The sequence below is a fragment of the bacterium genome, assembly GCA_016786595.1.
Taxonomy (GTDB): Bacteria; Bdellovibrionota_C; UBA2361; order SZUA-149; family JAEUWB01; genus JAEUWB01.
In genome coordinates, this window is record JAEUWB010000003.1 from 41,035 (window position 1) to 66,540 (window position 25,506).

Annotated in this window: 16 protein-coding genes; 9 read left to right on the forward strand and 7 right to left on the reverse strand. The window is 44.6% G+C overall.

Annotation, left to right across the window (positions count from 1 at the left end):
• Positions 1-1,311 carry a phosphoribosylamine--glycine ligase gene (locus tag JNK13_00700; protein MBL7661247.1) on the reverse strand — a complete coding sequence of 437 codons (1,311 nt, stop codon included), beginning with the start codon at positions 1,309-1,311 and terminating at the stop codon, positions 1-3.
• A 109-nt stretch (positions 1,312-1,420) separates the two neighbouring features.
• Between JNK13_00700 and JNK13_00705 the strand changes: the two genes are divergently transcribed.
• From JNK13_00705 to JNK13_00725, 5 genes are all read left to right on the forward strand, one after another.
• The gene (locus JNK13_00705; protein ID MBL7661248.1) at positions 1,421-9,565 is read left to right on the forward strand and encodes a carbohydrate-binding protein; all 8,145 of its coding nucleotides are present in this window, start codon (positions 1,421-1,423) and stop codon (positions 9,563-9,565) included.
• 128 nt (positions 9,566-9,693) lie between these two features.
• Positions 9,694-10,305 (forward strand): DUF445 family protein, encoded by a 612-nt coding sequence (locus JNK13_00710; GenBank protein MBL7661249.1) that lies wholly within the window; start codon positions 9,694-9,696, stop codon positions 10,303-10,305.
• A gap of 314 nt (positions 10,306-10,619) precedes the next feature.
• Positions 10,620-12,008: a M20/M25/M40 family metallo-hydrolase gene (locus JNK13_00715; GenBank protein MBL7661250.1), complete on the forward strand. Its 1,389-nt coding sequence runs from the start codon at positions 10,620-10,622 to the stop codon at positions 12,006-12,008.
• Between the two features lie 215 nt (positions 12,009-12,223).
• Positions 12,224-12,574 carry a hypothetical protein gene (locus JNK13_00720; protein ID MBL7661251.1) on the forward strand — a complete coding sequence of 117 codons (351 nt, stop codon included), beginning with the start codon at positions 12,224-12,226 and terminating at the stop codon, positions 12,572-12,574.
• Between the two features lie 243 nt (positions 12,575-12,817).
• Positions 12,818-13,162: a hypothetical protein gene (locus JNK13_00725; protein ID MBL7661252.1), complete on the forward strand. Its 345-nt coding sequence runs from the start codon at positions 12,818-12,820 to the stop codon at positions 13,160-13,162.
• Between the two features lie 366 nt (positions 13,163-13,528).
• On the opposite strand, the gene JNK13_00730 is transcribed toward JNK13_00725, so the two are convergent.
• Complete coding sequence (locus JNK13_00730) at positions 13,529-15,478, reverse strand: cation:proton antiporter (GenBank protein ID MBL7661253.1); 1,950 nt, start codon at positions 15,476-15,478, stop codon at positions 13,529-13,531.
• Between the two features lie 372 nt (positions 15,479-15,850).
• Between JNK13_00730 and JNK13_00735 the strand changes: the two genes are divergently transcribed.
• Genes JNK13_00735 through nhaA form a run of 3 tightly spaced genes read left to right on the forward strand, consistent with a single transcriptional unit; the run spans position 15,851 to position 18,028 of the window.
• Complete coding sequence (locus JNK13_00735) at positions 15,851-16,225, forward strand: hypothetical protein (GenBank protein MBL7661254.1); 375 nt, start codon at positions 15,851-15,853, stop codon at positions 16,223-16,225.
• Between the two features lie 17 nt (positions 16,226-16,242).
• Complete coding sequence (locus tag JNK13_00740; GenBank protein MBL7661255.1) at positions 16,243-16,857, forward strand: hypothetical protein; 615 nt, start codon at positions 16,243-16,245, stop codon at positions 16,855-16,857.
• Between the two features lie 46 nt (positions 16,858-16,903).
• On the forward strand, positions 16,904-18,028 hold the full coding sequence (gene nhaA / locus JNK13_00745; GenBank protein ID MBL7661256.1) for a Na+/H+ antiporter NhaA: 1,125 nt from the start codon (positions 16,904-16,906) through the stop codon (positions 18,026-18,028).
• Positions 18,029-18,119: 91 nt separating this feature from the next.
• Here nhaA and JNK13_00750 read toward each other — a convergent pair whose 3' ends face one another.
• Positions 18,120-18,656: a GNAT family N-acetyltransferase gene (locus JNK13_00750; protein MBL7661257.1), complete on the reverse strand. Its 537-nt coding sequence runs from the start codon at positions 18,654-18,656 to the stop codon at positions 18,120-18,122.
• A 209-nt stretch (positions 18,657-18,865) separates the two neighbouring features.
• On the opposite strand from JNK13_00750, the gene JNK13_00755 reads away from it, so the two are divergent.
• On the forward strand, positions 18,866-20,410 hold the full coding sequence (locus tag JNK13_00755) for an amidohydrolase family protein (GenBank protein ID MBL7661258.1): 1,545 nt from the start codon (positions 18,866-18,868) through the stop codon (positions 20,408-20,410).
• A 255-nt stretch (positions 20,411-20,665) separates the two neighbouring features.
• On the opposite strand, the gene JNK13_00760 is transcribed toward JNK13_00755, so the two are convergent.
• From JNK13_00760 to kdpC, 4 genes are read right to left on the reverse strand one after another with little or no spacing between them, the layout of a single operon-like run.
• Positions 20,666-21,358: a response regulator transcription factor gene (locus JNK13_00760; protein MBL7661259.1), complete on the reverse strand. Its 693-nt coding sequence runs from the start codon at positions 21,356-21,358 to the stop codon at positions 20,666-20,668.
• A complete protein-coding gene (locus JNK13_00765) occupies positions 21,342-23,885 on the reverse strand; it encodes a sensor histidine kinase KdpD (GenBank protein MBL7661260.1) in 2,544 nt (847 codons plus the stop codon). Before JNK13_00765 ends, JNK13_00760 begins: the two co-directional genes overlap by 17 nt.
• Positions 23,886-23,913: 28 nt before the next feature.
• A complete protein-coding gene (locus JNK13_00770; protein ID MBL7661261.1) occupies positions 23,914-24,951 on the reverse strand; it encodes a porin in 1,038 nt (345 codons plus the stop codon).
• Positions 24,948-25,496 carry a potassium-transporting ATPase subunit KdpC gene (kdpC, locus tag JNK13_00775; GenBank protein MBL7661262.1) on the reverse strand — a complete coding sequence of 183 codons (549 nt, stop codon included), beginning with the start codon at positions 25,494-25,496 and terminating at the stop codon, positions 24,948-24,950. The genes JNK13_00770 and kdpC overlap by 4 nt, the downstream gene beginning before the upstream one ends.
• Positions 25,497-25,506 lie beyond the last annotated feature (10 nt).

The window sequence follows — 25,506 nt, forward strand, 5'->3', positions numbered from 1 at the left end:
TTAGACCTCTCTGAGGTAGCCCCAGTTATGCAGCTTATCACTATCTTCTGCCCAGCGATCCCCAATGTCATTTCTGTAATACATACTTGGAATCAGAATATTTTTGATACGGCTATAAGCTTGCGCTTGGGCCTGCTTCATAGTTTGTCCAGTGCCACAAACAATTAAGGCAACCCCTGTAGATCCTGCTAAGAGCCATTCTCCATTAACAAGCTTTACGTCTTCAATGTGAATGCCATCATAGTTTGGCTTTTGAAAAATCATCAGTGCGTCTTTTGAATAGGTATTGAAAGTGTGTTCATCGTCAAAGGGATAAGGCGGCACTACTAAGCGCACCCCGACTTGAAAGCCTTTCTTAGTTTTGAATTTAAAATCTGCCCCACTAGCAAGTAAATAAAGGAATTCTCCCATCGGAGTAATCATGCCTTCCTGCTGAATGCTAATTGTTGGATAGCCAAAGCGAGCGGTGAATTCCAAAGGATAAATCCCTTGATGATTAACGATGCAGTTTAGATCGATATAACCTACGTAACCTTCGGCGCTAAGCACGGGTTCAAGCTTTTTAAGCGTTAGATTAAAAAGCCGGTTCGGCTCGCTCCAATACATCGAAGTTCCCATCTCTCCTGTTGAGGGACCGAGGTTGCCAGGGAAAAGTTTCTTATGCTCGAAATTTACATTGATTGGAGTGATATATTCCTTGCCATTAAAAAATGCTCCAACTGCGACTTCAACTCCGATTGCACGACGCTGCAGCTGAAACGTTTTCACGCGGTCGGCCCAGACGCGCTTATAAGCTTCAAGCACCTGGATTACATCTCGTCCGTCTTCTTCGTCACCGACAAATAAGAGACGTTTAATATTTTGTGCTTCGCCGCTAGGCTTAATTGCATATTTACCCGGGCTGTCTTTAACGAACTGAATCGCGTCGTCAAAACTTGTAAATTCCTTGTACGGGATAATTGGGATCCCAGCTTTTTTTAATTCTTCTTGTCCAAAGGTGCGGTCATCTTCGAGCATGTCTGTATAAGCAGTGCCGCCCACGACAAATTTCCCCGCCTGACGTAATGCTTGCGCTTTTGTTCCTTGTCCAAGAACATCATCAAAGACAATTACATCGGCCCAATCTACTTCTGCCTCCCAGTTGTTACATTTAGGGACAAAACCATCGCCGATGTCCCTTTCTGTTTCAGACTCGATATAATATTTGACTTGGTGTCCTTCCTTGTGAACAACCCAGGCAATATCGCTAATCAGGCCGTCAATTGAGACAAATAAAAAACGCTTCGATTCAGATGTGGTGCCGTTAGTCATAGTATTATGATTATAGCTCCAGAATTACGTTGCAGAAAACACAATTCTTGAGAAAATGCTACGAGTTCCGGTAAAACTTAACCTTTCAAACTCGATAGAATAGTAATTGATGAAATCTCTAACCCGCACTCCCCGTCGTTTTGGTCGTCGCACAGGTAAAACTCAAACTTTTACTCGTGAAGGGTTGAGGATTCAGGGCCAGAAACTAGCTGAATCACACAAGCACGCTACTGTTAAAGCAGTCGGCCAGAAACTTTTTCGCCACTTAGAGGATATTTGTGGAGACCTCGAAGCATCCTACCAACGTTTGCTGCAAGCGCTTAAACTTAGCGAAAGCCTGACTCCTGGCGTTGAGTGGTTTTTAGATAACTATCATGTCGTTGAAAAGCACATCCTTGATATCCGCAAGCATTTTCCGAAAAGCTACGATCGCACCCTGCCCAAACTAAAGTCTGGGGACTATTCTGGCTATCCTCGTGTTTATCCAGCGACATTAGAACTCATGGTTTTGACTGACTCGGTACTCGACCTAGGGATGCTCTCGTCATTTGTCGATGGGTATCAGACCGAGATTGAACTTACGATCGGTGAAGTTTGGGCAGTGCCCATTTGTTTACGCTTTGCCTTGCTTGAGAGTTTAAATGAATTGACTGAACGCATGATTCAAGAAATGGAGGAGAAGAATCGCGCGCAGCTTGTTGTAGATGAAATCGTGGGGGATGAAGAGCGCCAGGGGACAGAGATACTAAGACTCTTAGCCGCACGGGTGTCTGAGGAACCGTGGTTTTTGAGCCACGGTGCAGCAGGCCTAATACGGCGTTTACGTGACCGTGGCCCACAGGCTTCACTGACCGTACAGTGGCTTGAAGCCAAGCTCCGCGAGGACGGCACAGACCCCGAGGAAGTGTTAAGGCTTGAACAGTTTTCCCTAGCTGCAGACCAAGTATCGATTGCAAATACAATTACATCGCTCAAAACCTTAAGTTATGTGGATTGGAAGGAATGGTTTGAATCTATTTCTAAGGTGGATCTCGAACTTAGTCTTGACCCAACGCGACTCTATGGAAAGTCTGATTTTAATACCCGTGACCGTTGTCGCAAGCATATTGAACGCATCGCTAAGCGGTCTGAATTAAACGAACGACAAATTGCCGCCAAAGCACTTGCCTTAGCTGAGCACGGTGCTAGTTCCGATAAGCACAGCGCTCAAGCGTCTGTGATTTATTATTTTCTTGATCCCGGCGTTTCTCAACTTGAACAAGCTTGTAATTATCAACCTGTTTTTAAAGAAAAAATTGGCCAATGGATTAGTAAGCAGCCATTTTTCTTCTACTTTAATGGCATCATTTTATTAACGATTTTAATTTTATTTGAAGCAGTCTCCTATTCAGTAACTCAGGGGGCAACACTGATTGCGGCAGTTGTCACGGGACTACTCTATGTTATTCCTGCCAGCGATTTAGCGAACAATATTGTTCAATGGGTGGTAACAAAATTTAGTTCCCCAAGACTACTACCACGGCTGGAATTTGACCGTGGAATCCCTGACAACTGTCGCACAGTTGTGATCGCGCATTCGATTTTTTCTAGTCGTGATGCAACGCAAAAAACAATTGACGGACTATATATTCGTTACCTCGCGAATGACGATAAGAACTTGATTTATGGCGTATTGGCGGATTTGCCCGATGCGCAGACGGAAACTGTCGAGAGTGATCAGGCAATCATTCATTTCGCCAATGAGCTGATTGAGTCTCTCAACGCACGTGTGGGGAGGAAGTGCTTTTTTGTGCTTTTCCGGCGACGAATTTGGAACCCGGCAGAAGGTAAATTCATGGCTTGGGAGCGTAAGCGTGGCAAGCTTGAGGAGTTTAACGCGCTGATTCTCGGAGCAAGTGAGACTAGTTTCATTAACCCTCAGCCTGTGCAGGCGATGATTCGGGATTTGCCGTTTGTAATTACTCTAGACAATGATACGCAATTGCCGAAGGGCAGCGCTGAAAAGCTCATTGCGACAATTGCCCATCCGCTGAACCGCGCAGTAATTGATCCTGAAAAGAAAACCGTTGTTTCTGGTTATGGTATTTTGCAACCACGGGTAAGCGTTTCACTTTTAAGTGCACACGCAACTTTATTTTCACGAATATTTTGTGGACATGCCGGTCTTGACCCGTACACTCAATCAGTTTCAGATGTCTATCAAGATTTTTTCGGAGAGGCTAATTACGTTGGCAAGGGGATTTATGATGTGCATGCATTTGAAACTGCGCTTGCCGGAAGAGTTCCTGAGAATGCCTTGCTTAGCCATGATCTGTTTGAGGGGAACTTTGCGCGTACAGGACTAGTTAGCGATATCGAGTTATTTGACGATTTCCCTAGCAAGTATCACGTCTATGCGCGGCGGCAACATCGCTGGGTGCGAGGTGATTGGCAGCTTTTGCCATGGCTTTTTTCTAAGGTGCCGGTAAGAAGTGAAGGTGACAAATCTACCAGCCAAGTAACCGTGCTCAACGATCTGTCGCGTTGGAAAATCCTAGATAATCTCCGCCGCAGTCTAGTTGCGCCATCGCTCTTTTTATTATGCATCGCTGGGCTACTATATTTACCGGGTGAGCCCCTACATTGGTTGCTTTTCACTTTTCTCGTGATTGCTTTTCCTGTTTATACGAATCTAGCTCAAGGCCTAGTCATGCCGCCTCGAGGGTTATCGGTAGAGAGCCATGTCTTTGGAATTGGAAAGGGGATTTTTCGATCACTTAAGCAAGCTGGCTTTTCATTTTGCTTTCTTCCGTATCAAGCCTATTTAATGCTGCACGCCGCACTGATTACCCTGTGGCGTGTCTACATTTCGAAAAAACATTTATTGGAGTGGGAGACAGCTTATAGCGCTGAGAAGCGCATGAGTTCGAATGTCAAAAGTTTCCTGGCCGAAATGAAGTATGCTTTGCTAGTCACGGCGTTGACTGCAGGTTTAGGGGTTTACTTTCGTTTTATTGAAACAGCTCAAACGCTGCCGTTTCTTTTACTTTGGCTTAGTTCACCCTGGATTGCCGCACTAATTAGTAAACCAATCGAGGACAATAAACCTGAATTAGATCAGAAGGCCATCGAGTATTTAGGGCAACTTGCAGCCGATACTTGGCAGTATTTTCTGCAATATTTAACTCCCGAACATAATTATTTGATTCCGGACAATATTCAATTAGAGCCACAAATTGCAATTGCTAATCGCACCTCACCAACTAATATTAGTCTTTCACTGTTGACAGTGATTGCTGCGCGCGATCTGGAGCTCATTCCCGACGAGCAGGCCTTAGATCTGGTCGAGGCAATTTTTTCCAGTATCGACAAGCTCGAGAAACATAATGGCCACTTATTGAATTGGTATGCAACGACAACGCTTGAGTCATTGCATCCCAAATATATTTCAACTGTAGATAGCGGCAATTTTGTCGGACATTTACGCACACTGCATGTTGCACTTGGGCAAATTGCTGCAACTAATCCAGCAGCATTTCTTGAGCGCACTGCGAAGTTGCAGCAGCGCATCGAGTGTTTTGTTGATAATATTGACTTCACTTTCTTATTCGACCGCGAGCGAAATCTTTTTGTGATCGGCTATAACGTTGAATCGGCGCGCCGCGACCAAAGTTATTATGATTTACTTGCTTCAGAGGCACGGCTAGCAAGCTATATTGCAGTTGCCAGTGGGCAAGTTTCAGAGAAGCATTGGTTTGCCTTAGGGAGAGGACTCACCGAGACACCAGCAGGGAAAACATTACTCTCTTGGAGCGGCACGATGTTTGAATACTTAATGCCACTACTAGTGATGAAGTCATTTCCAGAGACCTTATTAACGGAAAGCTATCGAGTAGTTGTTGATGCACAGCGTGAGTATGCTTCGCGTTTTAATTTGCCTTGGGGTATTTCAGAATCAGCATATAGTGGAGTTGATTTTGAAAAAACCTACCAGTACCGCGCGTTTGGTGTTCCAGGCTTAGGTCTGAAGCGGGGATTAGAAAATGATTTAGTAATTTCTCCGTATTCAACAGTGCTAGCGCTACTGGTCAGTCCAAAGCATGCGCTTTCAAACCTGCGTGCCTTAGAACAAGCAGGTGCGCGCGGTAAATTTGGCTTTTATGAAGCGCTTGATTATACGCCAAGCCGCTTAGCCCCGCATGAAAAATCTCACGCCGTTAAGGCTCATTTTGCCCATCATCAGGGAATGAGTATGGTTGCATTGGCGAACCTACTTAAGGAAAATATTTTCCAGAAACGTTTCCATGCTGACCCGCGGATGCGTGCTTTCGATTTGCTGCTGCAGGAGCGTTTCCCGGAGCGGCTTCCAACGATTGGTTCTGCTGCAACAATCAAGTCTCCACTTGATGAGAAGCATGGAGATCTGGGCGAAACGGTAATCCAGACAGTTACAACTCCTCATAGCTATATCCCGCATACACATTTTCTCTCTAACGGACGCTATGCGCTGATGGTTGACAATGTCGGCAGTGGCTTTAGTTCTTTTGATAAGGAATTAATCTTGACTCGTTGGCGCGAGGACTTAGTTGAGAATCGCCAAGGTTTTTACATTTATATTCAAGATGTAGCAGCGGAAAAAACCTGGTCAGTTGGCTATCAACCAACCTGCGTTCAGTCTGAGCGCTATGAAGCGGTGTTTGGTCCAGACAAAGTTGAGATTAAGCGCGAGGACCAAGGCATTTATACACACACCGAAATTATTGTTTCCCCTGAGGATGATCTTGAAATCCGGAAAATCACTCTGGCTAATTTAGGGAAGACGACGAAAATTCTTGATGTAACAAGCTATGGCGAAGTTGTGTTGGCAACTGCCAAGGCAGATCTGTCACATCCGGCATTTTCTAAACTTTTTGTCGAATCTGAATACTTAGAAGACCACGACGCGCTACTATTTAAGCGTCGCAAGCGCTCCGAGCACGACCCTGAGCAATATCTCTTGCATCTGGTCACAATGAAACGCGTTTGGGCGCGCACTCAATATGAATCATCACGCAGTAGATTCATTGGCCGTGGCGGGTCACTGCGTAGGCCGCTGGCTTGCGAACCAGGAGAGCAATTAGCGGGAAATTCTGGAACTGTGCTCGACCCAATTTTTGCCTTACGTGTTCGGGTCGAGCTTCAGCCCGGCGAAACGGAATCCGTTTCTTTTATTTCTGCGTTTGGAAATTCCCGTGAAGATCTACTTGACATCGCTAATCGCTTCCGTGATGTCTTTCACGTTTCGCGTGCCTTTGAAATGGCTTGGAGTCAAAGTAGCGTTGAGCTGAGAAGTGAACGCTTCACGGCCAAGCAAACTCATACCTTTCAGAAACTTGCCAGTGCAGTTCTGTTTAACGTTCCAAAGTTGCGCGCCAACCAAGAAATACTCTTACGTAATCGTCTTGGGCAACCTGGTCTGTGGCGCTTTGGAATTTCCGGCGATTTGCCGATTGTGCTTGCGCGAATTACTGAAGAAAATCAGTTTGCACTGGTTCAAGAATTGTTACTTGCGCATTATTACTTGCGAAGTAAGGGTTGCATTTTTGAATTAATATTTTTCAATGAATACCCCGGTGGGTATTTGCAATTGCTGCAAGAACAAATCGAAATGCATGTGCGCTCGAGTCTTTCCGGACCACTGCTTGAGCGTAAGGGCGGAGTTTTTGTGCGAAATGTCTTACAGTTATCTGACGTCGAGCGTGACTTACTACTGAGCGTTTCGCGAGTTGTCTTAGTCGGTAGCCGAGGAAATTTATCACAGCAGTTGAAATTTGATGAGCTTGAGGAGCAAGATGCAAGATTATTAAATGCCCCAGCTCCAGCACGGGATCATACCGCCGCATTTAATTTCAGTTCAGACAGTGCTGGGGGAAGTGAATTTAGTTTTGAAGTCACGCCCCGTCTACTACCCCCGTTACCTTGGACCAATGTCATTGCCAACCAACACTTTGGCACGCTTGTGACTGAAGTCGGGGCTGGCTACACTTGGTCAGAGAATAGCCGCGAAAATCGACTTACCCCGTGGAGTAATGACCCGGTGATCGATCCAATCGCTGAAGTGATTTACTTGCGTCAGAAATCAGGCAAGGTTTTTTGCCCGACAGCTCGGCCACTACAAAGTTCGGCGAGTTACCAGGTTACTCACAGTTTTGGCAGGTCAAGCTACGCATCTAAGCACGGCGATCTGCAAACGAAACTCACGCAATTTGTGGCGCAAACGGCGGCAATTAAATATTTTGAATTGGAAATCGAAAATACAGCGAAAACAGCCGAAGAGCTTGTAGTCTATTTTTATGTTGACCCGCTGATCGGAGTTTTTCGTCAGGATAATTCGCGCTTTATCCGCACAGGCTTTAACCCGACTGCCCAGGTGCTACATGCAGAGAATCCCTACAATCAGGAATTTCAAGGCAGGATTATTTTTATTGGTTCAAGTGAGAAAGTGCTCAGTTACTCTAGTGATAAGACGGAGGTTATCGGTAAAAACCGTGATACCGCATCCCCACTAATGCTCCAGTCAGAGGAAAACTTAAGTGGCGCAATTGGATTGAGTCAAGATCCTTGTCTTTGTCTGCAAGTTAAAATCGCAATCAATGGAAACTCCAGTAAGCGTCTTTATTTCTATCTTGGTGAGACTCAATCAATCCAATTGCTTGAAGCTAGCCGCGATACGCAATTACCTGCTGAATCAATAGTAAACGAGTCGCAGGCGATAACCACGCATTGGAGTAATCTAGTAAGTGACATCGAGGTGCAAACACCAGACCCAGCTTTTGATTTGATCATGAATGGTTGGTTAAAATATCAGGTGCTAGCCAGCCGACTCTATGGGCGCACCGGCTACTATCAAAGTGGCGGGGCATTTGGGTTTCGAGACCAATTACAAGATGTGCTCTCGTTTTTAATTACTCACCCGGAAATTGTTCGAAACCAAATTCTTTTACATGCTAGCCGCCAATTTCCGGAAGGGGATGTGCAACATTGGTGGCATCCACCAAGCGGGCGTGGGGTGCGGACAAAAATTTCGGACGATTATCTGTGGCTACCTTATGTAGTTGCCAGATATCTAGAGGCCACAGGAGATCAGGATTTATTGCATGAAGAAGTTGGGTTTATTCATGCGCCGATTCTAAGCGATCATGAGCACGAGCAGTATTTAATGCCACAAACTATCGCCCAGAAAGCTTCAGTTTACTTACACTGCAAACTCGCACTCGAGCGAGGCTTTAAATTGCGAAGCATCCGCGGGCTTCCACTCATGGGTATTGGCGACTGGAATGATGGCATGAATGAAGTTGGAAAAGGCGGGCACGGAGAAAGTATTTGGCTTGGCTGGTTTTTAGCTGATACGGCCAAGCGTTTTGTGAATGTAGCTAAGGCCTTTGGTGATGATACTTTTGCACAATTTTTAGTGACGGGTTCACAAGATTTGCGTCATGCCATTGAAACGCATGCTTGGGACGGGAAGTGGTACAGACGCGCTTATTTTGATGACGGCACTCCGCTAGGCAGCACTGAAAACGATGAATGCCAAATTGACTCACTCAGTCAAAGCTGGGCTGTGATTTCTGAATTGGCAGATTCAGGGCGAGCAGAGCAAGCGCTCAATCAAGCGGTCGAGCGCTTGGTCGATCGCGAGCATCGTATTATTAAAGTCTTAGACCCTGCGTTTGATAACGGTAGACTACAACCAGGGTACATCAAGGGTTATCCGGCAGGGATTCGCGAGAACGGCGGACAATATACGCATGCCGCGTGTTGGCTCGTCATGGCGCGCGCCATGCAAGGTAAGGGCAACGAAGCGCACGAGCTTTTTTCAATGCTTAATCCAATCACGCATGCAACTAGCCACAAGCTGATTGGCTGTTATCAGACTGAACCCTATGTTTTATGCGGCGATGTTTATTCTGCTCCAGGACTAGAGGGACGTGGCGGATGGAGTTGGTATTCTGGTTCAGCAAGCTGGCTCTATCAAGTTGGTCTGGAGTGGATCGTTGGATTAAAAGTCAAAGCAGATGGTTTTACGCTTGACCCTGTGATTCCTGAAGATTGGGCACAGTTCTCTGTAAATTGGAAACGTCAGGGGCAAGTTTTTAAGATCAGTCTTGAAAATCCAAGTCGCAGAGAAAGAGGAGTTAAGGAAATCTCAATTAATGGAGAAAAAGTGCGCGGGGCTTTTGTTTCTTTTGCGGAGTGTCGAGGCGCTGAAGTTCAGATTAAGGTCTTGCTGGGGTGAATAGACAGCACTTACACCTAGATCAAACCTAGGCTTGAACTTAGTCTTCCCCTTTTCCTTAGCCTTTATTGGATTAAGAATAAGTTAAAGGTTGAGCCTAAGTTCAAGCCTAAGAGTGAGCGATTTTTATGGAACAAATGGAATTAATAAAAATCATTTCAATCCCACTAATCTCAGCGTTAATTGGTTGGGGTACGAATTATCTTGCGGTGAAGATGATTTTTCGACCACACCAACCGGTGCGGTTTTTGGGAATGACTTTCCATGGATTAGTCCCAAAACGTCAGGATGCCTTGGCGGCAAGCATCGGAGAAGTTGTTGCCAAAGAGCTAGTTTCACATGAGGATCTCAAAAGTGTTTTAAATTCTAAACGCGCGCATGACCAAATTTTACGCACTGTGATGCTACGTTTAGACCAATTTGCTGCCGAAAAAATTTCGAGTCTGCCGATGGTAGGAATGTTTCTGGGGTCAGGATTTTTGGAATCAATTAAGGCAGAGCTTGCCAAGCATATCGAGGAAGCAATTCCTGAAATGCTTGAAGAGTTAACGATTCATTTAGAAAATCACCTGGATTTTAAGACCATTGTTGAAGAAAAAATTAAAAAATTTGAGATCATTAAACTGGAGGACATTATTCAGCGGATTGCTGCTAAAGAGCTTAAGGCAATTGAGTATTGGGGCGGAGTTTTAGGCTTTTTAGTAGGACTGATTCAAGTTGCTGTGGTTGTGGCGTTTTAACTCGAAATATTATATAAACGCCGCCTATTTGTTCACTTATTATTGCTAGCCTGCGCGCATTAAACGAGTGGTCCAGACCGAGCAGCTAGGCAAAACCTTCAGTAAGTGAGTTCACATCATATTTTTGGGTAGTTTTTTTGTTTCCGCCTCAATTGATTTTCTTGGAAATCACTTGAGGTGCGAATACGATTTTAGGTTTTGTTCCTTAGGCAGTTAGTTCGCTCGGAACTTTTTAGCATTGATCTCAGCTCCTAAGAGTTTTGGAGTCAGAGTCAAGAAGTTTCGAGCGCAATCTGCGCAAAGGACGTAAAACTATGAATAGAATAATTGAAACACTTGCAGAAAAACTCTTTCAGCAACAAGGGCTTGAGAGGCTACGTGCGATCCTCAGAATTTCGTCAATTAGCCCAGATTTGAAGTTTCAGGAACGGTTGCTTAATGCCCATGCTGACTTAGTCGAATACTGCACGAAACTCGGGCTAAAAGTGCAAAGTTTTGATATGCAAAACAGTCAAGGCGAAGGTTCCTTCCCATTGATCGTTGCCTCCGATCGAAGCGCTGGCACGAACGCCAAAACTGTAGTGATCTATGGACACTATGATGTTCAGCCAACTGGCGATCCAAGTACCTGGCAGTCTCCTCCCTTCGAACCTGAAGTCCGGGTGGAAGATGGCATCGAATACATTTTCGGCCGCGGCACTACGGACAACAAGGGGCAATTCTGGTCACATCTTGAGGCGCTTCGGGCGTTTCGTGAATCTGGCGATCCACTTCCTGTTAACTTGGTTTTCATTCTTGAAGGCCAAGAAGAAATCGGAAGCCCAGGACTAATCGCCTGGCTTGAAGATCAAGCTAACCGTGATCTTGTCCACGGTGACGTGGTTGTCATTTCCGATACGTCAATGGCAGGGGTCGATCTGCCGGCGATTGATGTCGGACTTCGAGGACATGTTGCGGTGAAGGTAACGGTGCACGGTCCGGAGAACGGCGTTCATAGCGGTTCGTTTGGCGGCGCTGTAACGGATCCGGCTGTGTGGCTGGGAAGCCAAATCGGATTATTTGCGGATTCCGATTGCTTTGTTCGACTGGTTCAGGAGCAAGTTCCTGACTGGCTACTTAACTTAGCCAAGACGTGTGGCTTAGATGAAGCAGCGCTTTGCCTCAGGGCAAAAGTTTCAGCGTTGGATAAGCGTGGAGAGACTCTTAAAAATGCACTTTGGCTAAAGCCCAGCTTTTCGGTTACCGGGCTTCACAGCGGTCATGACCAAACGGCATCATTGAATGCGATTCCCCCTTGGGCATTTGCTCGACTCTCTGTCCGGCTTGGTTGGGGGATGGATCCGCAGGAGACCTTAAAGTTCATCGTAGAGAAATTAAGGGATGAATGCCCTCCAAGTCTTAAACTCGAAATTGAGGAGGAGAGGTGTTTTCCGGCGTTCTACATGAATCCAACTGATCCTGCGTTCCAGCTGATGAATCAGGCCATGCAGGCTACATTTGGAAATCCGGTTGAGTTCAAACTAAACGGCGCAAGTATCCCGGCGGCAGAGCTTTTCAGCCGACATCTGGGAGTGCCTGTGATTCTTGCCGGTCTTGGCTATCCTGGCGGAAGGTTGCATGAGCCAAATGAACGGCATCCACTCAGCCAAATCTGGAAAGGTGCCGAGATGGCTGTCCGCTTCTGGTTTGCGCTAGCTGCTTAAGCTCGGTAGTTCAAGAGCGACGCGTGGTTGTAAAAAAGGTTCTGTCCGAGAGTTTTTTGCCAAATATATTTTGTGCAAGAACTTTTGGTTAGCTCGTATTTGCAACCTCGCTTTTTATATTAAATTTTTAACATTAGTTTTTAGTTAGCGATCTGGCAGCTGGTTTTGACTATGTGGTATCAAACGATTGCTTCTAGGAAGGGAATTTTATCTTGATGGATCAAACACTACTGCAACAAGCACTACTACATCTGCAAAGTGCGGTAAATTCACTGGGCGAGGTTTTAGAGTTAAGTGCCAGTGTAGCAGCACAGTCCGGGCAATTCTGTCCAATCGGTCAAATCCGCATCGAAGCAGTTCGTATTCGCTCTACTCTAGCGCGACTTGAACGCCCGTTAAGTAGTTATCATCTCTGGGTGCAGCTTGATGCGATTGCCACGGAGTTATTACTCCACATTGAAAACTCTACAGAACCTCAACGGCAGCTTTTAATCAATGCGCATCGTGCGGTGGTTGCAGCCAATGGCAAGTTACTGGCTAATCAAGAATATTCACAAACCATTTAATTTATTCTCTTTAATTCCAAAGTTAGTTTTTGGTTAGCGCTCTATCTAGAGCAGTGCAGTTCCATTATACTGTGCACGAAATTTATTTGGGTAGAATTGTTATTGTTTCTCACTACGTGTTTTTAGTTTGAACACGAGTGAGAAGGGTAGTTCAAGGTTTTTTTGACCTTCTATTTCTTATTCCCGTGGGAATTCTCAAGTTATTTAATTTGAGAATTCCCACGGGGAAGAAGGAAGATCATTATGGATAAGTCACTTATCAAGCAAACAGGGATGTGTCTTGGCAAAGCTTTGAATCATCTCGCTGACATCATCAGCTTTACCTCAAGTATCGGGGAAAAAAAACCGTCTGCCATTCTGAGGTTCCAGACTGCCTTGCAAGAAGTTCAACATGAACTGCAAGGCAGGGACTCGCTCGACGAAGCTGCAGCGAAAGAATACTGGGAGAAGCTTGACGCGATCGCAAGAGAAATGATGCGCCAAATCATCGCTCTCGGTCAGGGCCGGAATTCGAACTTGCATCGGTCATACGATCAAGTTCAGCAAGCAATGGCTAAACTTTCGTGCTTAAGTTTGACCGCTAGATAAATTCCTCGGGTGTTGGCGGTAGAGATGCCTCCAACACCCGAATTTTTTCTCATTCGCATTGAAGGATAAATAAAACTACCCTCTTACTTTAAGATCTTCAGGAAGCGATCCGCCAAATTGCATCTAAGCGACATGCGGGTTCTGTCGTTGCGAGGAACAAAGTCAGCTATTTGACTCGCTCACAGCAAGCTCGCAATGACACGAGATGCAAAGAGATTGCCACAAATACTGTCGATTATTGGAGAGTTTTAGTTGTCTCAGCGAAGATAGAAAATGGGCAGCTGGTAATCTTATTAACCTTCTTGGAGTGTAAATCCAATTAGTAAAACCCCAGCCGCCAAAATGCACCAAGAAAAGATACGGCAATCATTGTTGACCCCACCCATTCTTGATGTGTTTCACTGGTTTCCAGAGAACTAGTCCAAGTTTCCAGAGTAACTCCCAAGCTTCGGTCCACCCGCGTTTAGGTTTGTCTTTGCCTAAGATCAGTCGCTCCGTATTCTTAAACACGGCAGCATGAAGCCAATTGCGGCCATTTTGCAACCTGTTCGCTTCGAACTCCCTAAGCTTGTCGTAGAAGCGGTTTTTGCCCCAATAGCCCCAGCGCCGAATTGGTCTGTTCACCCGGATAAAGACCGCCCGATTGATGCTCTCAATCGTGTCCTCTTGTCCACTCGGACAGAGAAGTAGCACGATCAAGTTCATAAATGGGCCATACTTGCCAGGCCCCCAACGCAAGCCCTCGGCAACTGGAAAGAGCACTAAGATGGGCTTTTCCAGCCCAGGCACAATCGCAACGGGCATGGCGACATTCTCTTCGGTTGCAGAGGGGGTATCTTCCTCGGATTTCTCAATTGCCACCAAAAAGTCTTCCTTTGAGAACTTAACTCCCTTAGGAAGAACGTTCTCGCTGACAATCTTCCACATTTGCTCCAAGCCGCTCTTCCACGAAGAAGTTTGCGGCAGGAAAAATGCTTGATAGTGGACAGGTCCACGGTCGAGGTCGGCTGGTTCGATGTCGAGAGTCTGCTCGAGCACAGTTCCGGAGATCATCGAAGTTACGAGCACCGAAATCACGACGGCAACAAAGACCTCTTGAGAGAAGATCCCAATGCCGAGAGCAATCTCAGCTACAAGTAAGCGCGTTACGCCACCTGGTAGGAAGCCTGCCGTAAAGTTCTGTTGCTCACGCTTAGTTGCCTTAACAACCCAAGCACTGAGCCAAGTGCCTGCACCCTTGGAAGCAACTGACAACGTCACGAGGAACAGGCAGAGCGAGAAGTTGAAGTGGTTCAAGAAGTCAGTGCGGATACCTAAGGTCATGAAAAAGACGCTCAGCCCCACATGCTTCCACCAACGAAACATCCCGTTCTTTGTAGACTCAGTCAGATTCTTTGATTTGGAGAAGAGAAATCCCGCGACAAAGAAACCGAAAAGAATACTTAGACCGATGGCATAAGCGACCCAAGCCCAGAGAAAGGCTCCGCTAAGTGTGACGATCAACCGCACATTCCTGCGGCGTAAGTGATTGCGCGAAATCTCATAGATATCGTCAATCGCATAGCCAAAAAGGTGCGAGAGACCAAGCAAGCACAGCGTAAGCACGATCAATGCCCAGAATGGTTTCTGAGTAGTCGTAGAAAACGCGCCGAAGAAGACCGACAGCGCAATCCAACTCACGATCTCATTTAGCCCGTAGGCAAGCAGCAGGTTGCTCCCAAACCGACTCTTGAAGATTCCAAGATCGATGAGGATTCTACTCATCACGACCATAGCACTGATCGCCATGGTAATTGAGATAAAGACAGACAACCCGATCCCGGACTTCGTCTCAACTGGGTTGAGTGCAAAGTATACCCAGGAAAGTCCAAAGGCGATTGCTCCGGTGAAGACCGCCCCGAGAACTCCGGTTGCCAAAGGAATTTTGAACTTGTGCCGGTCTTCCCAGCTTGGGATGCGGAGCTCAAGCCCAGCTTCGAATAGCAAGAAGCAGATCGCGATCTTGCCAATCGAACTTAAGACCAAAGCGTTTCCCTCGGGAAATAACCGGGCGTATTCGTCGGGCCTTAAATTGCCAAGCACAGTTTTGCCGATCAAAATGCTTGCAACTAATTCACCGACAAGCGGAGGCAATTTCCGACGAGTTGCTAATTCTCCGAAAATTGTAGCAAGTCCGACGATAATCGCGAGCTGCAAGAAGAAATGAGCAAGTTGGTCTTCCGACCACTTGCTCAGTGACGAGCCGCTGTCAGCGGCGAAAACTGTGGTGACGAGGCCCAAGAGCATCATCACCACGAAAGGTAGTTTTGGTTTCATGATGATTTTTTCTTGAGGCCCTCATGGCCCTTACGACATTTTGGATTTGAAAGCAGTTTGATTTCCTTAAAACCTGATTGATTACCAGGCTGCTCCCAAAGTGATTTTCCCTGGCAGAGATTTTGAAGAACCTCTTAGGAAGCAGTCGATTGATGCCTCTACCCAAAGATAAATTGTGAACAAAGGGTGAGATTTATACACTACCTAACTGGAGAAATAAAGTTATCGCAAGAATGATCAATTATTTTAGGTAGTTATAAATTGAAGTCGACAGAATAAGTGTTCTATTGGCGTTTTTTGGAAGCATTTCTTTGCAAGACCAGATTAGTGACAGCAAGAGGTTGTTTGTTGCGGTTAGGAAGAGGGGTTTTTATGAATTTAATTCCAAAATCAATTTTAAGTTTTTTTGCCATTGTCTGTTTCGTTAATTCGGCAGTTGCTGAATCGGAAAAGCGTATCAGTTTCTCACATTTAACATTCGATCGCGGGACTCCTGTAGCGGCAAACACATATACAACTGTTGCTAACACTACCAAGCCAGGCGCTAAAGAATTGTCAACTGCGCGAGCTTCGCTTGGAACAGCAGCAATCAAAGACACCGCAAAAAAAATTAACCTGGATTGTGCGCTTACAGTTGCTAGTGAGGCAGGCTTTGTTAATCAGAAGTTTAAACCTGGCGATAAAATTTCTAGCTCTACAGTAAATATCTTTGTTGAAGATTTGCAAGGGGGATGCTCGACTAAATAGTTGAGAGTAAGGGATCTATGAACTTTGGTGCATTATTAGTTTTAGCATTAGTTTCGGTTGGATGTGATTTTTTGCCGGTGATTTTTTCGAAGGCGATTAATGACTCACGCACTCCTGATTTTATTAGTAAGATGCTAGCAATGATTGCACCCTATCCTTGGCAACTTGCAATCTTCACACTAGTCTTTACGCTTTGTGTTTTCTCAACAGATCGCGCACGTAAAAGCTTTGACCTCGATGCCGCAATTAAAGTTGCGCTCGGGACAACTCTTTTCAGCTGGGGTTTTGCGGTGATCATGGGATTTGTTTTAACCTTGATGCCGGTTCCGGGAATTGTTCTACAGCTTTTAGGTATTACTGTTACATTGGGATTTTTCTGTCTAATTCTCGACGAACAACTGCTATTAGATCTCGGTGGTGTGCAAATTCTATTTGTAATTATTGCTGCGATTAGTTCACTTATTCCAGACTATTTAGGCACCGAATTTGGGGCTTTACGCGGGTACTTTTATTCGGCAGCGGGAATTGCTTTGAGTTTAATCCTTTGTTTTGGAGAAACGCACGTAAAAGTTGAGACCTTGGATGGACGTCCTCGGGTACATCGTGCCCCGGTTAGAGCTTACTCATCATAAATAAATTTCTTTTTAAGTCCTACCATCGAGGCTATAACAGCCTTGTATGGTGCCTGGATTTAAAAAATTTCTTCAACACGAATCTGCAAGTGGCATAATTCTACTAGTAACTAGCGTATGCGCTTTTTTGGCTGCTAATTCTCCCGTTGCGGAGCACTACTACGGGTTCTTGCACACTAAAATTGGTCGACTAGGAAAACACGAGTGGGACATTCATTTCTTGATCAACGACCTACTGATGGTAGTTTTCTTTTTTCTTGTTGGCCTTGAAATTAAACGCGAATTTTTAGTTGGCGAGCTTTCGACGCGTAAACAGGCATTATTACCAGTGATTGCCGCCGCAGGGGGAATGATCCTACCGGCCTTAATTTATCTAGCAATTAGTTCTGACCCTCTGGCTACGCGCGGTTGGGGGGTGGCGGTGGCGACAGATATTGCATTTTCGTTAGGTATATACTCGCTGCTCGGCAATCGCGTTCCTGCAACACTTAAGATTTTTCTTGCAGCATTTGCGATTGCAGATGATCTCGGTGCTGTCATCGTGATTGCACTTTTTTATACAACGAGCCTAGATTTTAATGCAGGCGTCACAGCCTTGCTAGGGCTAGTGATTTTGTTTGGCTGTAACCGTGTAGGGCTTAAAAGCTGGGCGATCTACTTATTAATGAGCGTAGTGGTATGGTGGTTTACGCTTCAGTCCGGAGTGCATGCAACTGTCGCAGGTGTTTTATGCGCAGCGATGATCCCGCTTGCTGATATCCATAAATATGAACATGCGCTTAGTAAGCTCGTTTCTTTTTGGATTATGCCAGTTTTTGCATTTGCGAATGCTGGAGTGACGTTGGGGAGCGGGATCTCAGTCATTCCTCCAGCAGAAACTTCGCTTGCAGTGCTGCTTGGACTTTTCTTTGGCAAGCAAATTGGAATTTTTTCTGCAGTGCTTGGTGCGCTTAAATTAGGTCTAGTCGAACTACCGCGTGGAGCAAATAAAATTCATATCTATGGCGTTGCTTGCTTGGGTGGTGTTGGATTTACGATGTCACTTTTCGTAGCAAGCCTTGCCTTTAATGACCAGTTACATATGGACCAAGCTAAGCTTGGAATTTTGTTAGGATCATTCTTGTCTGGAATCTGGGGTTATTTAGTTTTAAGATTTTTCTCGAACAAGTAAGACAAGTTGCAGTAGTTTGAAAAAACATTTCGTGATACGCTTTTTGGTTGAACCTTAAAGCGCATCACGAAAACTTAGATGCTCACTCTGCCTAACTGGCGAGACCTAGCTCAAGGTAGAGCTTGGTTTCGGTCTTGGCGAGGTCCTCCATAATCCTGTTCTCAGGCACTCCCTTAAACCCAAACTCCCGATAGAGCTTGACTGCACGCGTATTCTTAGCCTGGACTTCTAGGCTCAAGCGGACGTAACCTTGCAGCTTGGCCCAATTACGTGCAGCTTCTAGCAAGGCTTTGGCATGGCCCTGCTGACGATTCTCTTCGCGCACGTACATGTCATGCACGTTGAGAACCAGTCGAAGCGTGTATGACGAGATCGAGTTCAGGCAGATCATGATGCCGACGCACGCGTCTCCCTGGTAAGCGAGGAAGACGTGGCCGCCGTTTTCAAGCAGAAGTGGTATCAGCTGCTTTGTGGTGTTTGCGGCGTGTTCGTCAGAAACATCTGTGCCGTAGTTCAAGCGAGCTCTTCCTCCTCGCTGCAACTCCAGGGTCATAGTGATGACGAGTTCTTGAATATCGGGATTGGATAAGTTAGCTTTAGAGACGTTACTGCTGAGACTTGATGGCATCTACTTCCTCCTGCAAAACTAAGCCTAAAGAGACTTTGCTTTAGAGGAGGAAATCAGCTGCAATCGAAAAAAACCTTGATCAACTACTGCAATCGACTCAATGATTGGACTAAATCGACTGCATTGTATTGCTTACTGCCCGAGGAAAAAATTGTGAAGTAAAACTTGTAGCACGAATCGAAAATGCTTTAAAGTATGGTTGAAGCTTTATGTATATCGTTGAAAATGCACGAATATTTACTGGCGAAAAATTTGTTGATCAAGTGATCGCCATTAGCAATGGCAAAGTCAGTTTTATTCTTCCTAGCGATCTGACGAATTATAAGGTCATCGAAGGGAAGGGGAAAATTTTAGCGCCTGGATTTATTGATGTTCATACGCATACTGATGGTTGGTTGCTTAAAAATCCGGCGTTTAACTTAAAAACTCAGCAGGGATATACAACAGAAGTTTTAATGGCTGATGGAATTTCCTATGCGCCAGTCAACGGGCAAACCTGGAAAGAGTGGATTTATTATCTTAAATCTCTAAATGGTTTAGATTCTGATAATTATACTGGTTGGGAATCGGTTGCCGATTACATGCGGCTACTTGATCGAAAAACTTGCATGAATACTGCTGCGCATGTTCCGTATGCTAATGTGCGAACAATTTGTCACGGTTGGAGTCCTGACAAGCCGGGGTTTGAAGCAACAAAAAACATGCAAGCTTTAATCCAGGAGGGCTTAAGTCATGGTGCCGTTGGACTTTCAACGGGACTAGAATACGTTGCCGAATGTTTTTCCAGCACTGAAGAAATTATCAATGCATGTCGAGCGTTTTCGGGAACAAAGTATTTATATGTGACTCATATTCGCTATCCCCTAGGATTAGTCGAAGGCTTAATGGAAGCTGTGGAAATTGGTAGAGCTGCGAATGTTCCAGTCCATATTTCACATCTTAAATGCACTGACCCAGGGTTGACTGAAAAAGTTTTAAATTATATCGATCGTGTGGCGGTGCATGAAGTAGATTTTAGCTTTGATGTTTATCCCTACGCGGCAAGTTCAACGATGCTGCACTACCTGTTGCCATATGAAATTTGGTCAGCTGGTCCACTGGCGGCAAAAAGCAAGTTATTGGATCCCGCAATCCAGGAGAAATTTTCCTTGCTTTTAGCTCGGGAAAACTTAGATGCCGCATATATTGCTTGGGGGGCAAGCTCCAATACGGCACTTAGTGGCATAAATCTCAGTGAATATATTCGGCATGCGAATCAACCTGCGGCATTAGCGTTGTCTGAATTATTAATCGAAGAAAATTTTTCTGTACTTCTTGTATTTAGAAAGGGCAATGATGATTTAGTTGCACCTTTTGTCGCGCATAAAACTAGCATGATTGGCAGTGATGGGATTTATTTCCCTGGTGCAAACGTTCATCCGCGCATGTACGGCAGTTCAGCAAAAATTCTCGGAGATTATCGGCGAAGGCTCAAGGTCTTAGATTTGGAAACGGCGCTTAAAAAACTTAGCACATATCCGGCAAGGCGTTTTGGGTTAAAAGGGCGAGGGGTGATTGAAGAGGGCTCAGCTGCAGATTTAGTTTTGTTTGACCCTGTAGCAATTCAAGACCATGCAAGCTATGACGACTCCTGTAGGCTTCCTTCAGGGATTGAGTGGGTGTTTGTAAATGGAGTTCCGGTTGTCATGGCAGGTGAGGCCTTAAGTAGTCTAGAACAAAAAACGGCTGGGTGTTTTATTCAAGCTCAGCACTAGATTTGGATCTTAATCCTAATTCAATCAGCATTGAATTAGGGCAGAGGCAGGATACCACCGATGCCATCCTGTCTGCTAAGTTCTTGCTAATCCGATAGTCTAGACTTCAGCTACTTGAACGACCGATGTAAAATTAATTGATTAGCAATGAGGCTGACACAATGCACATAGAGCGCGATATTTCTGGTATGAATTATTCAGAAATATCGCGCCTTCTGTAAGTGACAGATCGAACCGAAAAAAGACAGTTATTAATTAAGTGAGCTTGAACCGATACCCCACACCCGGTTCAGTTATGATGTATGATGGCTGAGAAGGCGAATCTTCTACCTTTTGCCTCAACTGTTTCATAAATACTCTTAGGTACTGTACGTCCGTACCAAAACCAGGCCCCCATACATCCTTAAGAAGTTGTTTGTGCAGTATCACTCGATTTGCGTTCTTAGCTAATAATGCAAAAAGTTTAAATTCGGTTGGTGTAAGGTGAAGCTCAGTTCCATTTTTTTTTAGTATGTGCGCCGCAACATCGAGGTGAAAAGGACCCACTGTTAATTCGTTGCTTTCTAAACCCTTCTGTCTTGAAAAACGGAGGAGTGCTCTCACTCTGGCAAGCAGTTCTGCAACGGAAAATGGCTTGCTCACAAAATCATTAGCTCCGTCATCTAAGGCTTTCACCTTACTTTCCTCATCAGTTCGCGCTGATAAAATAAGTATGGGTAGACTGTCACTCCATCCTCGAATGGAACTAATCACTTCAAAACCTACTTTATTAGGTAGACCTAAGTCCAATATCACCAAATCGGGCTGATGTGACGCGGCAGCTTGTATCCCCTCCTTCCCATCAAATGCACTTATAATTTGATACTCATCAGCAGAAACAGCGGCTTTAATAAGCTTATGTATCGACTCTTCGTCCTCTACAATAAGAATTTTAATTTTTGGCTGCATGAGCAAGACTCAAGAAAATTTTCGCGGTAGCGCCTCCATAATCATTCGATTCTAGCACGAATTTTCCTCCATGGAGCTTGGCTATCATTTTACATATAGAGACTCCTAGCCCTGCACCTACATTCTTCTCAGTATCTAACCTCACAGAATGCGGAGAAGCTGTGTGCGCAAGGCCGGGACCGTCATCGGCAATATTAATAATAACATTCTGAGCATCAAAGGAAATTGAGATATGTAATAGAGAGGCAAATTTTGCATGAATAATGGAATTTTCAATCACGTTAGAAATCAACTGATCAAGAAGCACTGCATCAACGCGCATAAGCGGGAGATTCTCAGGATACTCTATTCGAATGGTACGTTTCGAAAGTTCATTTCGGTATTTTTCTAGAGCTTGGCCAATGAGTTCCTCCAAAGATTCCCACTCCAAATTTAATTGCGGGGCCCCTTGTTCAAGTTTAGCAAACGATAATGCATTACCAACAAGTTTTGAAAGCCTTTTACTATGATCCCGAATGAGAGAAGCAAATTCTTGTACCTCTTTGAGATCGGTAGCAATGCCAATTTGCTCAGCGGCAGCCTCAATTACAGTTAATGGAGTTCTAAAATCATGAGAAACGGAGCTTAAGACAAGTGTTCGCATTGATGCAGTTTCTATTCTAACTTGAGACTCACGTGCGCTTGCTTCAAGAATTAAACGCTCTAGGCAAAGCGCTGTTTGTTGCAGAATTAGTTCGATAGTTGGAATGATTTCCGGATCAATATGGTCGGTTTCTGATTGGACAGCACAGACTCCAAATAGCTCTCGCTCAGTTTGGATGGGTAAATATAATCCTCCGGCACCAGGTAAAATATCAGTCGTAACACCTGCGGCTACTTTTTTGTCCATTACAATTTTTGCAACCGCAAACTCTTCCGACTCGATCTCAAATAAACTTTTTGACTCTATACCTGTCTTCAGATTTCGGTCTTGAACGATAAGCAATCCGCAATCCAGTTTTCCAAGCTTTAGTATTGACTGTTGTGCTGCAACTAATATTTCATCTTGTGTCGTTGCTTCGCTCAGCTTTCTTCCGACCTCATACAAAGCAAGGGTTCGTTGTTCTCTACTTTCGACGATTTGATTCTGTGATCTAATTCGTGCAACTAAACCACTTAGTGAAAGGCTGACAGAGACCATGGCAAGAAGCGTAATAACATACTCCGGATTATGAACAGTGAGAGAATATTTAGGATCAATGAAAAAGAAGTTTAAGCATAAGCTTGAAGCAATAGCAGCTGCAACGGATTCAGTCCGTCCGGATCGTCTTGCAATCAAAACTGCCCCTAGAATATAGATCATTGAAATAGTGGCGATCTCAACGTAACGCTCAAGCAATGCTCCTAAGAGAGTGCACAGAACAACAACTACCAATGCATACAGAGTTGTGAAAATGCGGGGTCTTTTATCTTTTGGGAAAAGCGGTCGTGGAGTGGCATCTTCCTCGTCTCCAGTGACTAAAAGCACATCTATGTTGCCGCTTCTTCGCACGAGATCATCGGCAAGAGAATTGAAGAGGATATCTCTTATTCTATTTTTTATAGGCTTCCCAACAACAACCAGTGAAGCATTCAAAGCGACGGCGACTTTTAAAATTTCCGAGACAATGTCTGTGCCAAATCTCCTTTCAATAAAAAATCCCATTTTCTGAGCAGTAATAAGTGCATCTTCTATCAATAACTGATCTTGTTCAGACAACTTACCTAAGTGTGGGGTCTGCACATATACGACTGCCACAGAGCTTTTCCTAGCTGCAGCAATACTAGATGCTTTTCGAATTAGTCTCTTTGCAAACCGATTAGGGCCAACCGCCAAAACCATCCTGTCGGATGTAGCCCAAGAATCCTTAACTGCGAGGGACTCTCTAAACTTAATTACATCTCGATCGATTTTTTCTGCTGCCTTTCTCAGTAAAATCTCTCGAAGTGCTAAAAGACTACCCTCTTTGAAAAAATTTCTTAAAGCTGTTTCTGCTTTATCACCTTTATAGATTTTTCCTGATTTGAGCCGTTCGATTAATTCTTCGGGAGGTATGTCTACAACTTCAATAGAATCCGCTTCTCGTAGCACCGAATCAGGAACGGTTTCATGTACTGTAATTCCTGAAAGAGATGAGACAAGTTCTGAGACACTCTCCAAATGCTGAATATTTAGCGTCGAATAGACATTGATTCCTGCATCGAGAAGAGCCTGAATATCTAACCATCTTTTATTATGAAGACACCCTGGAGCATTGCTATGTGCTAACTCATCAACAAGAATCGTATGAGGATCTCGTTTTAATGCGGCTTCTAGATCAAACTCCCGAAGCGTTATCCCTTCATAGGTAATCTCCTTACTTGGAACTACCTCAAAAGGTTTAATAAGGCTTTCCGTCTCTTCACGGCCATGCGGCTCAATGTAGCCAGCAACGATATCGACCCTGGATTTTAGATCCTCTTGAGCGTCCTTCAGCATTGCATAAGTCTTACCAACCCCGGCAGACATTCCGAGGTAAATCTTTAACCTTCCTCGCCTAGAACTTTTCTTCATCAAAGAAACTTAGTGAAATTACAAATATAGTATCATTGTTTACCTCATCTTGGTCGTCCAAGAAAATTTTATTTGGAGAAAATAAATGTTTTATTTCGCCGCGTAAAAATAATCCTGATCCTAAGCTGGCATCAAGCCCAACAGATGCACCATAGGCTTTGAAATCACTATTTGTAATAGAGCTTACAATTACACCATCAGGATCCTGGTAAGACTCAAAACGAGCATTGATGGAGAATGTATTATCAAGCGCTTGGCGCCCCATTAAAGAATAGCCCCAGAAGGTGCCCGATACGGGACTTGATTTTGATTGATAACCCAGATCTGTAGATCCAATTAATGATAAGCCCGAATCGAAGTTTTTGCTGACTATGAGATTATGAAAAAGCCTATTACCATCATTTTCCTCCCCTAAGAATGTATTAGAGGTAATCGTCAGTCCGTTTTTAGTATACGCAAGTTGTGTTCCCAATGCTAAATGTTTTGCTTCGGTAGTATTTTGCCAACCATTTAAGCCTAGCAATTGACCCGACCAGTTAGCATCAAATGTGTGAGATAACCTAATTCCAGTTTCGTAGTAGGGAGAAAACTCAGCAATAAAAGATCTCGTATAATTTAGATTATCCTTGCTTAACCAACTTTCTGCTCCGATATGAGCCAGAAAGGTACCGAGATCTACCGTAGTGCTATCATCTAGATAGGCTCCAAGATAGCTTTCCTGTATGAATTTAAAATCATCCTCAGGTTCTGCAATATAATTAATATCGACCGAATCCCCGTATTGGCCGACAAGTTTGCCGCGAATGACTTTATTATCGTACGTTAAACCCGCTGAAGCCAAATTCAGATGATAATCTTGATCTTGACTCGATTGAGTAAAATACGGCCGCTCCTCGTTTGAGAGGTTATTTTTCGCATACGCTGAATATGTGTCTACAAATATTGACAATGTTAAGGAACTATCACAGAACGCTACCTCAGGAATAAATGTTATCAAAGCTGCCAGTAATAAACGTTTCATAATCTATCCAATTCCATATTGAGTAAAAGTACATTGACGCGCGGCTCCCCTAAAAAACCAAGCACTCGATTTTTTGCAAGACTCGTTATGAGCATAAGGATTTTTTCTTCAGAAATGCCTCGCTCTGTTGCGATTCTTTTTACCTGATATTTTGCAGCTGCTATGCTTATTTCAGGATCTAATCCGCTTCCTGAAGCAGTAACTAGATCCACTGGAACTGCTCCATGACTCCAGAGCTGTGCCCTATCTTTTAGCTGCTGTTGAAATGCTGGGTTACTAAGCGCTAAGTTCGAACCACTTGAGCTCTCTGGATTATAGGGCCAAGACGAGATAGCGGAGGGTCGAGAGGAGAAATATTTACTTTCTTTAAATTCTTGGCCGATAAACTCTGAGCCAACTAGCTTTGCTCCACTCGCTATCGGAGATCCAATAGTATTTTCATAGAATAAAAGCTGCCCTATGACTGTCACAATCGCCGGATAAATAGCCCCTAAAAGAACCGTATACGAAAGAAACTGAATGATTGATGTTTTTATAGCCTTCATATACATCCCT

Bases quoted from the DNA above. Each gene is read 5' to 3' on its own strand.
- JNK13_00700 (MBL7661247.1), bottom strand. From the start codon at position 1,311: ATGACTAACGGCACCACATCTGAATCGAAGCGTTTTTTATTTGTCTCA.
- JNK13_00705 (MBL7661248.1), top strand. From the start codon at position 1,421: ATGAAATCTCTAACCCGCACTCCCCGTCGTTTTGGTCGTCGCACAGGT.
- JNK13_00710 (MBL7661249.1), top strand. From the start codon at position 9,694: ATGGAACAAATGGAATTAATAAAAATCATTTCAATCCCACTAATCTCA.
- JNK13_00715 (MBL7661250.1), top strand. From the start codon at position 10,620: ATGAATAGAATAATTGAAACACTTGCAGAAAAACTCTTTCAGCAACAA.
- JNK13_00720 (MBL7661251.1), top strand. From the start codon at position 12,224: ATGGATCAAACACTACTGCAACAAGCACTACTACATCTGCAAAGTGCG.
- JNK13_00725 (MBL7661252.1), top strand. From the start codon at position 12,818: ATGGATAAGTCACTTATCAAGCAAACAGGGATGTGTCTTGGCAAAGCT.
- JNK13_00730 (MBL7661253.1), bottom strand. From the start codon at position 15,478: ATGAAACCAAAACTACCTTTCGTGGTGATGATGCTCTTGGGCCTCGTC.
- JNK13_00735 (MBL7661254.1), top strand. From the start codon at position 15,851: ATGAATTTAATTCCAAAATCAATTTTAAGTTTTTTTGCCATTGTCTGT.
- JNK13_00740 (MBL7661255.1), top strand. From the start codon at position 16,243: ATGAACTTTGGTGCATTATTAGTTTTAGCATTAGTTTCGGTTGGATGT.
- nhaA (MBL7661256.1), top strand. From the start codon at position 16,904: ATGGTGCCTGGATTTAAAAAATTTCTTCAACACGAATCTGCAAGTGGC.
- JNK13_00750 (MBL7661257.1), bottom strand. From the start codon at position 18,656: ATGCCATCAAGTCTCAGCAGTAACGTCTCTAAAGCTAACTTATCCAAT.
- JNK13_00755 (MBL7661258.1), top strand. From the start codon at position 18,866: ATGTATATCGTTGAAAATGCACGAATATTTACTGGCGAAAAATTTGTT.
- JNK13_00760 (MBL7661259.1), bottom strand. From the start codon at position 21,358: ATGCAGCCAAAAATTAAAATTCTTATTGTAGAGGACGAAGAGTCGATA.
- JNK13_00765 (MBL7661260.1), bottom strand. From the start codon at position 23,885: ATGTCTGCCGGGGTTGGTAAGACTTATGCAATGCTGAAGGACGCTCAA.
- JNK13_00770 (MBL7661261.1), bottom strand. From the start codon at position 24,951: ATGAAACGTTTATTACTGGCAGCTTTGATAACATTTATTCCTGAGGTA.
- kdpC (MBL7661262.1), bottom strand. From the start codon at position 25,496: ATGAAGGCTATAAAAACATCAATCATTCAGTTTCTTTCGTATACGGTT.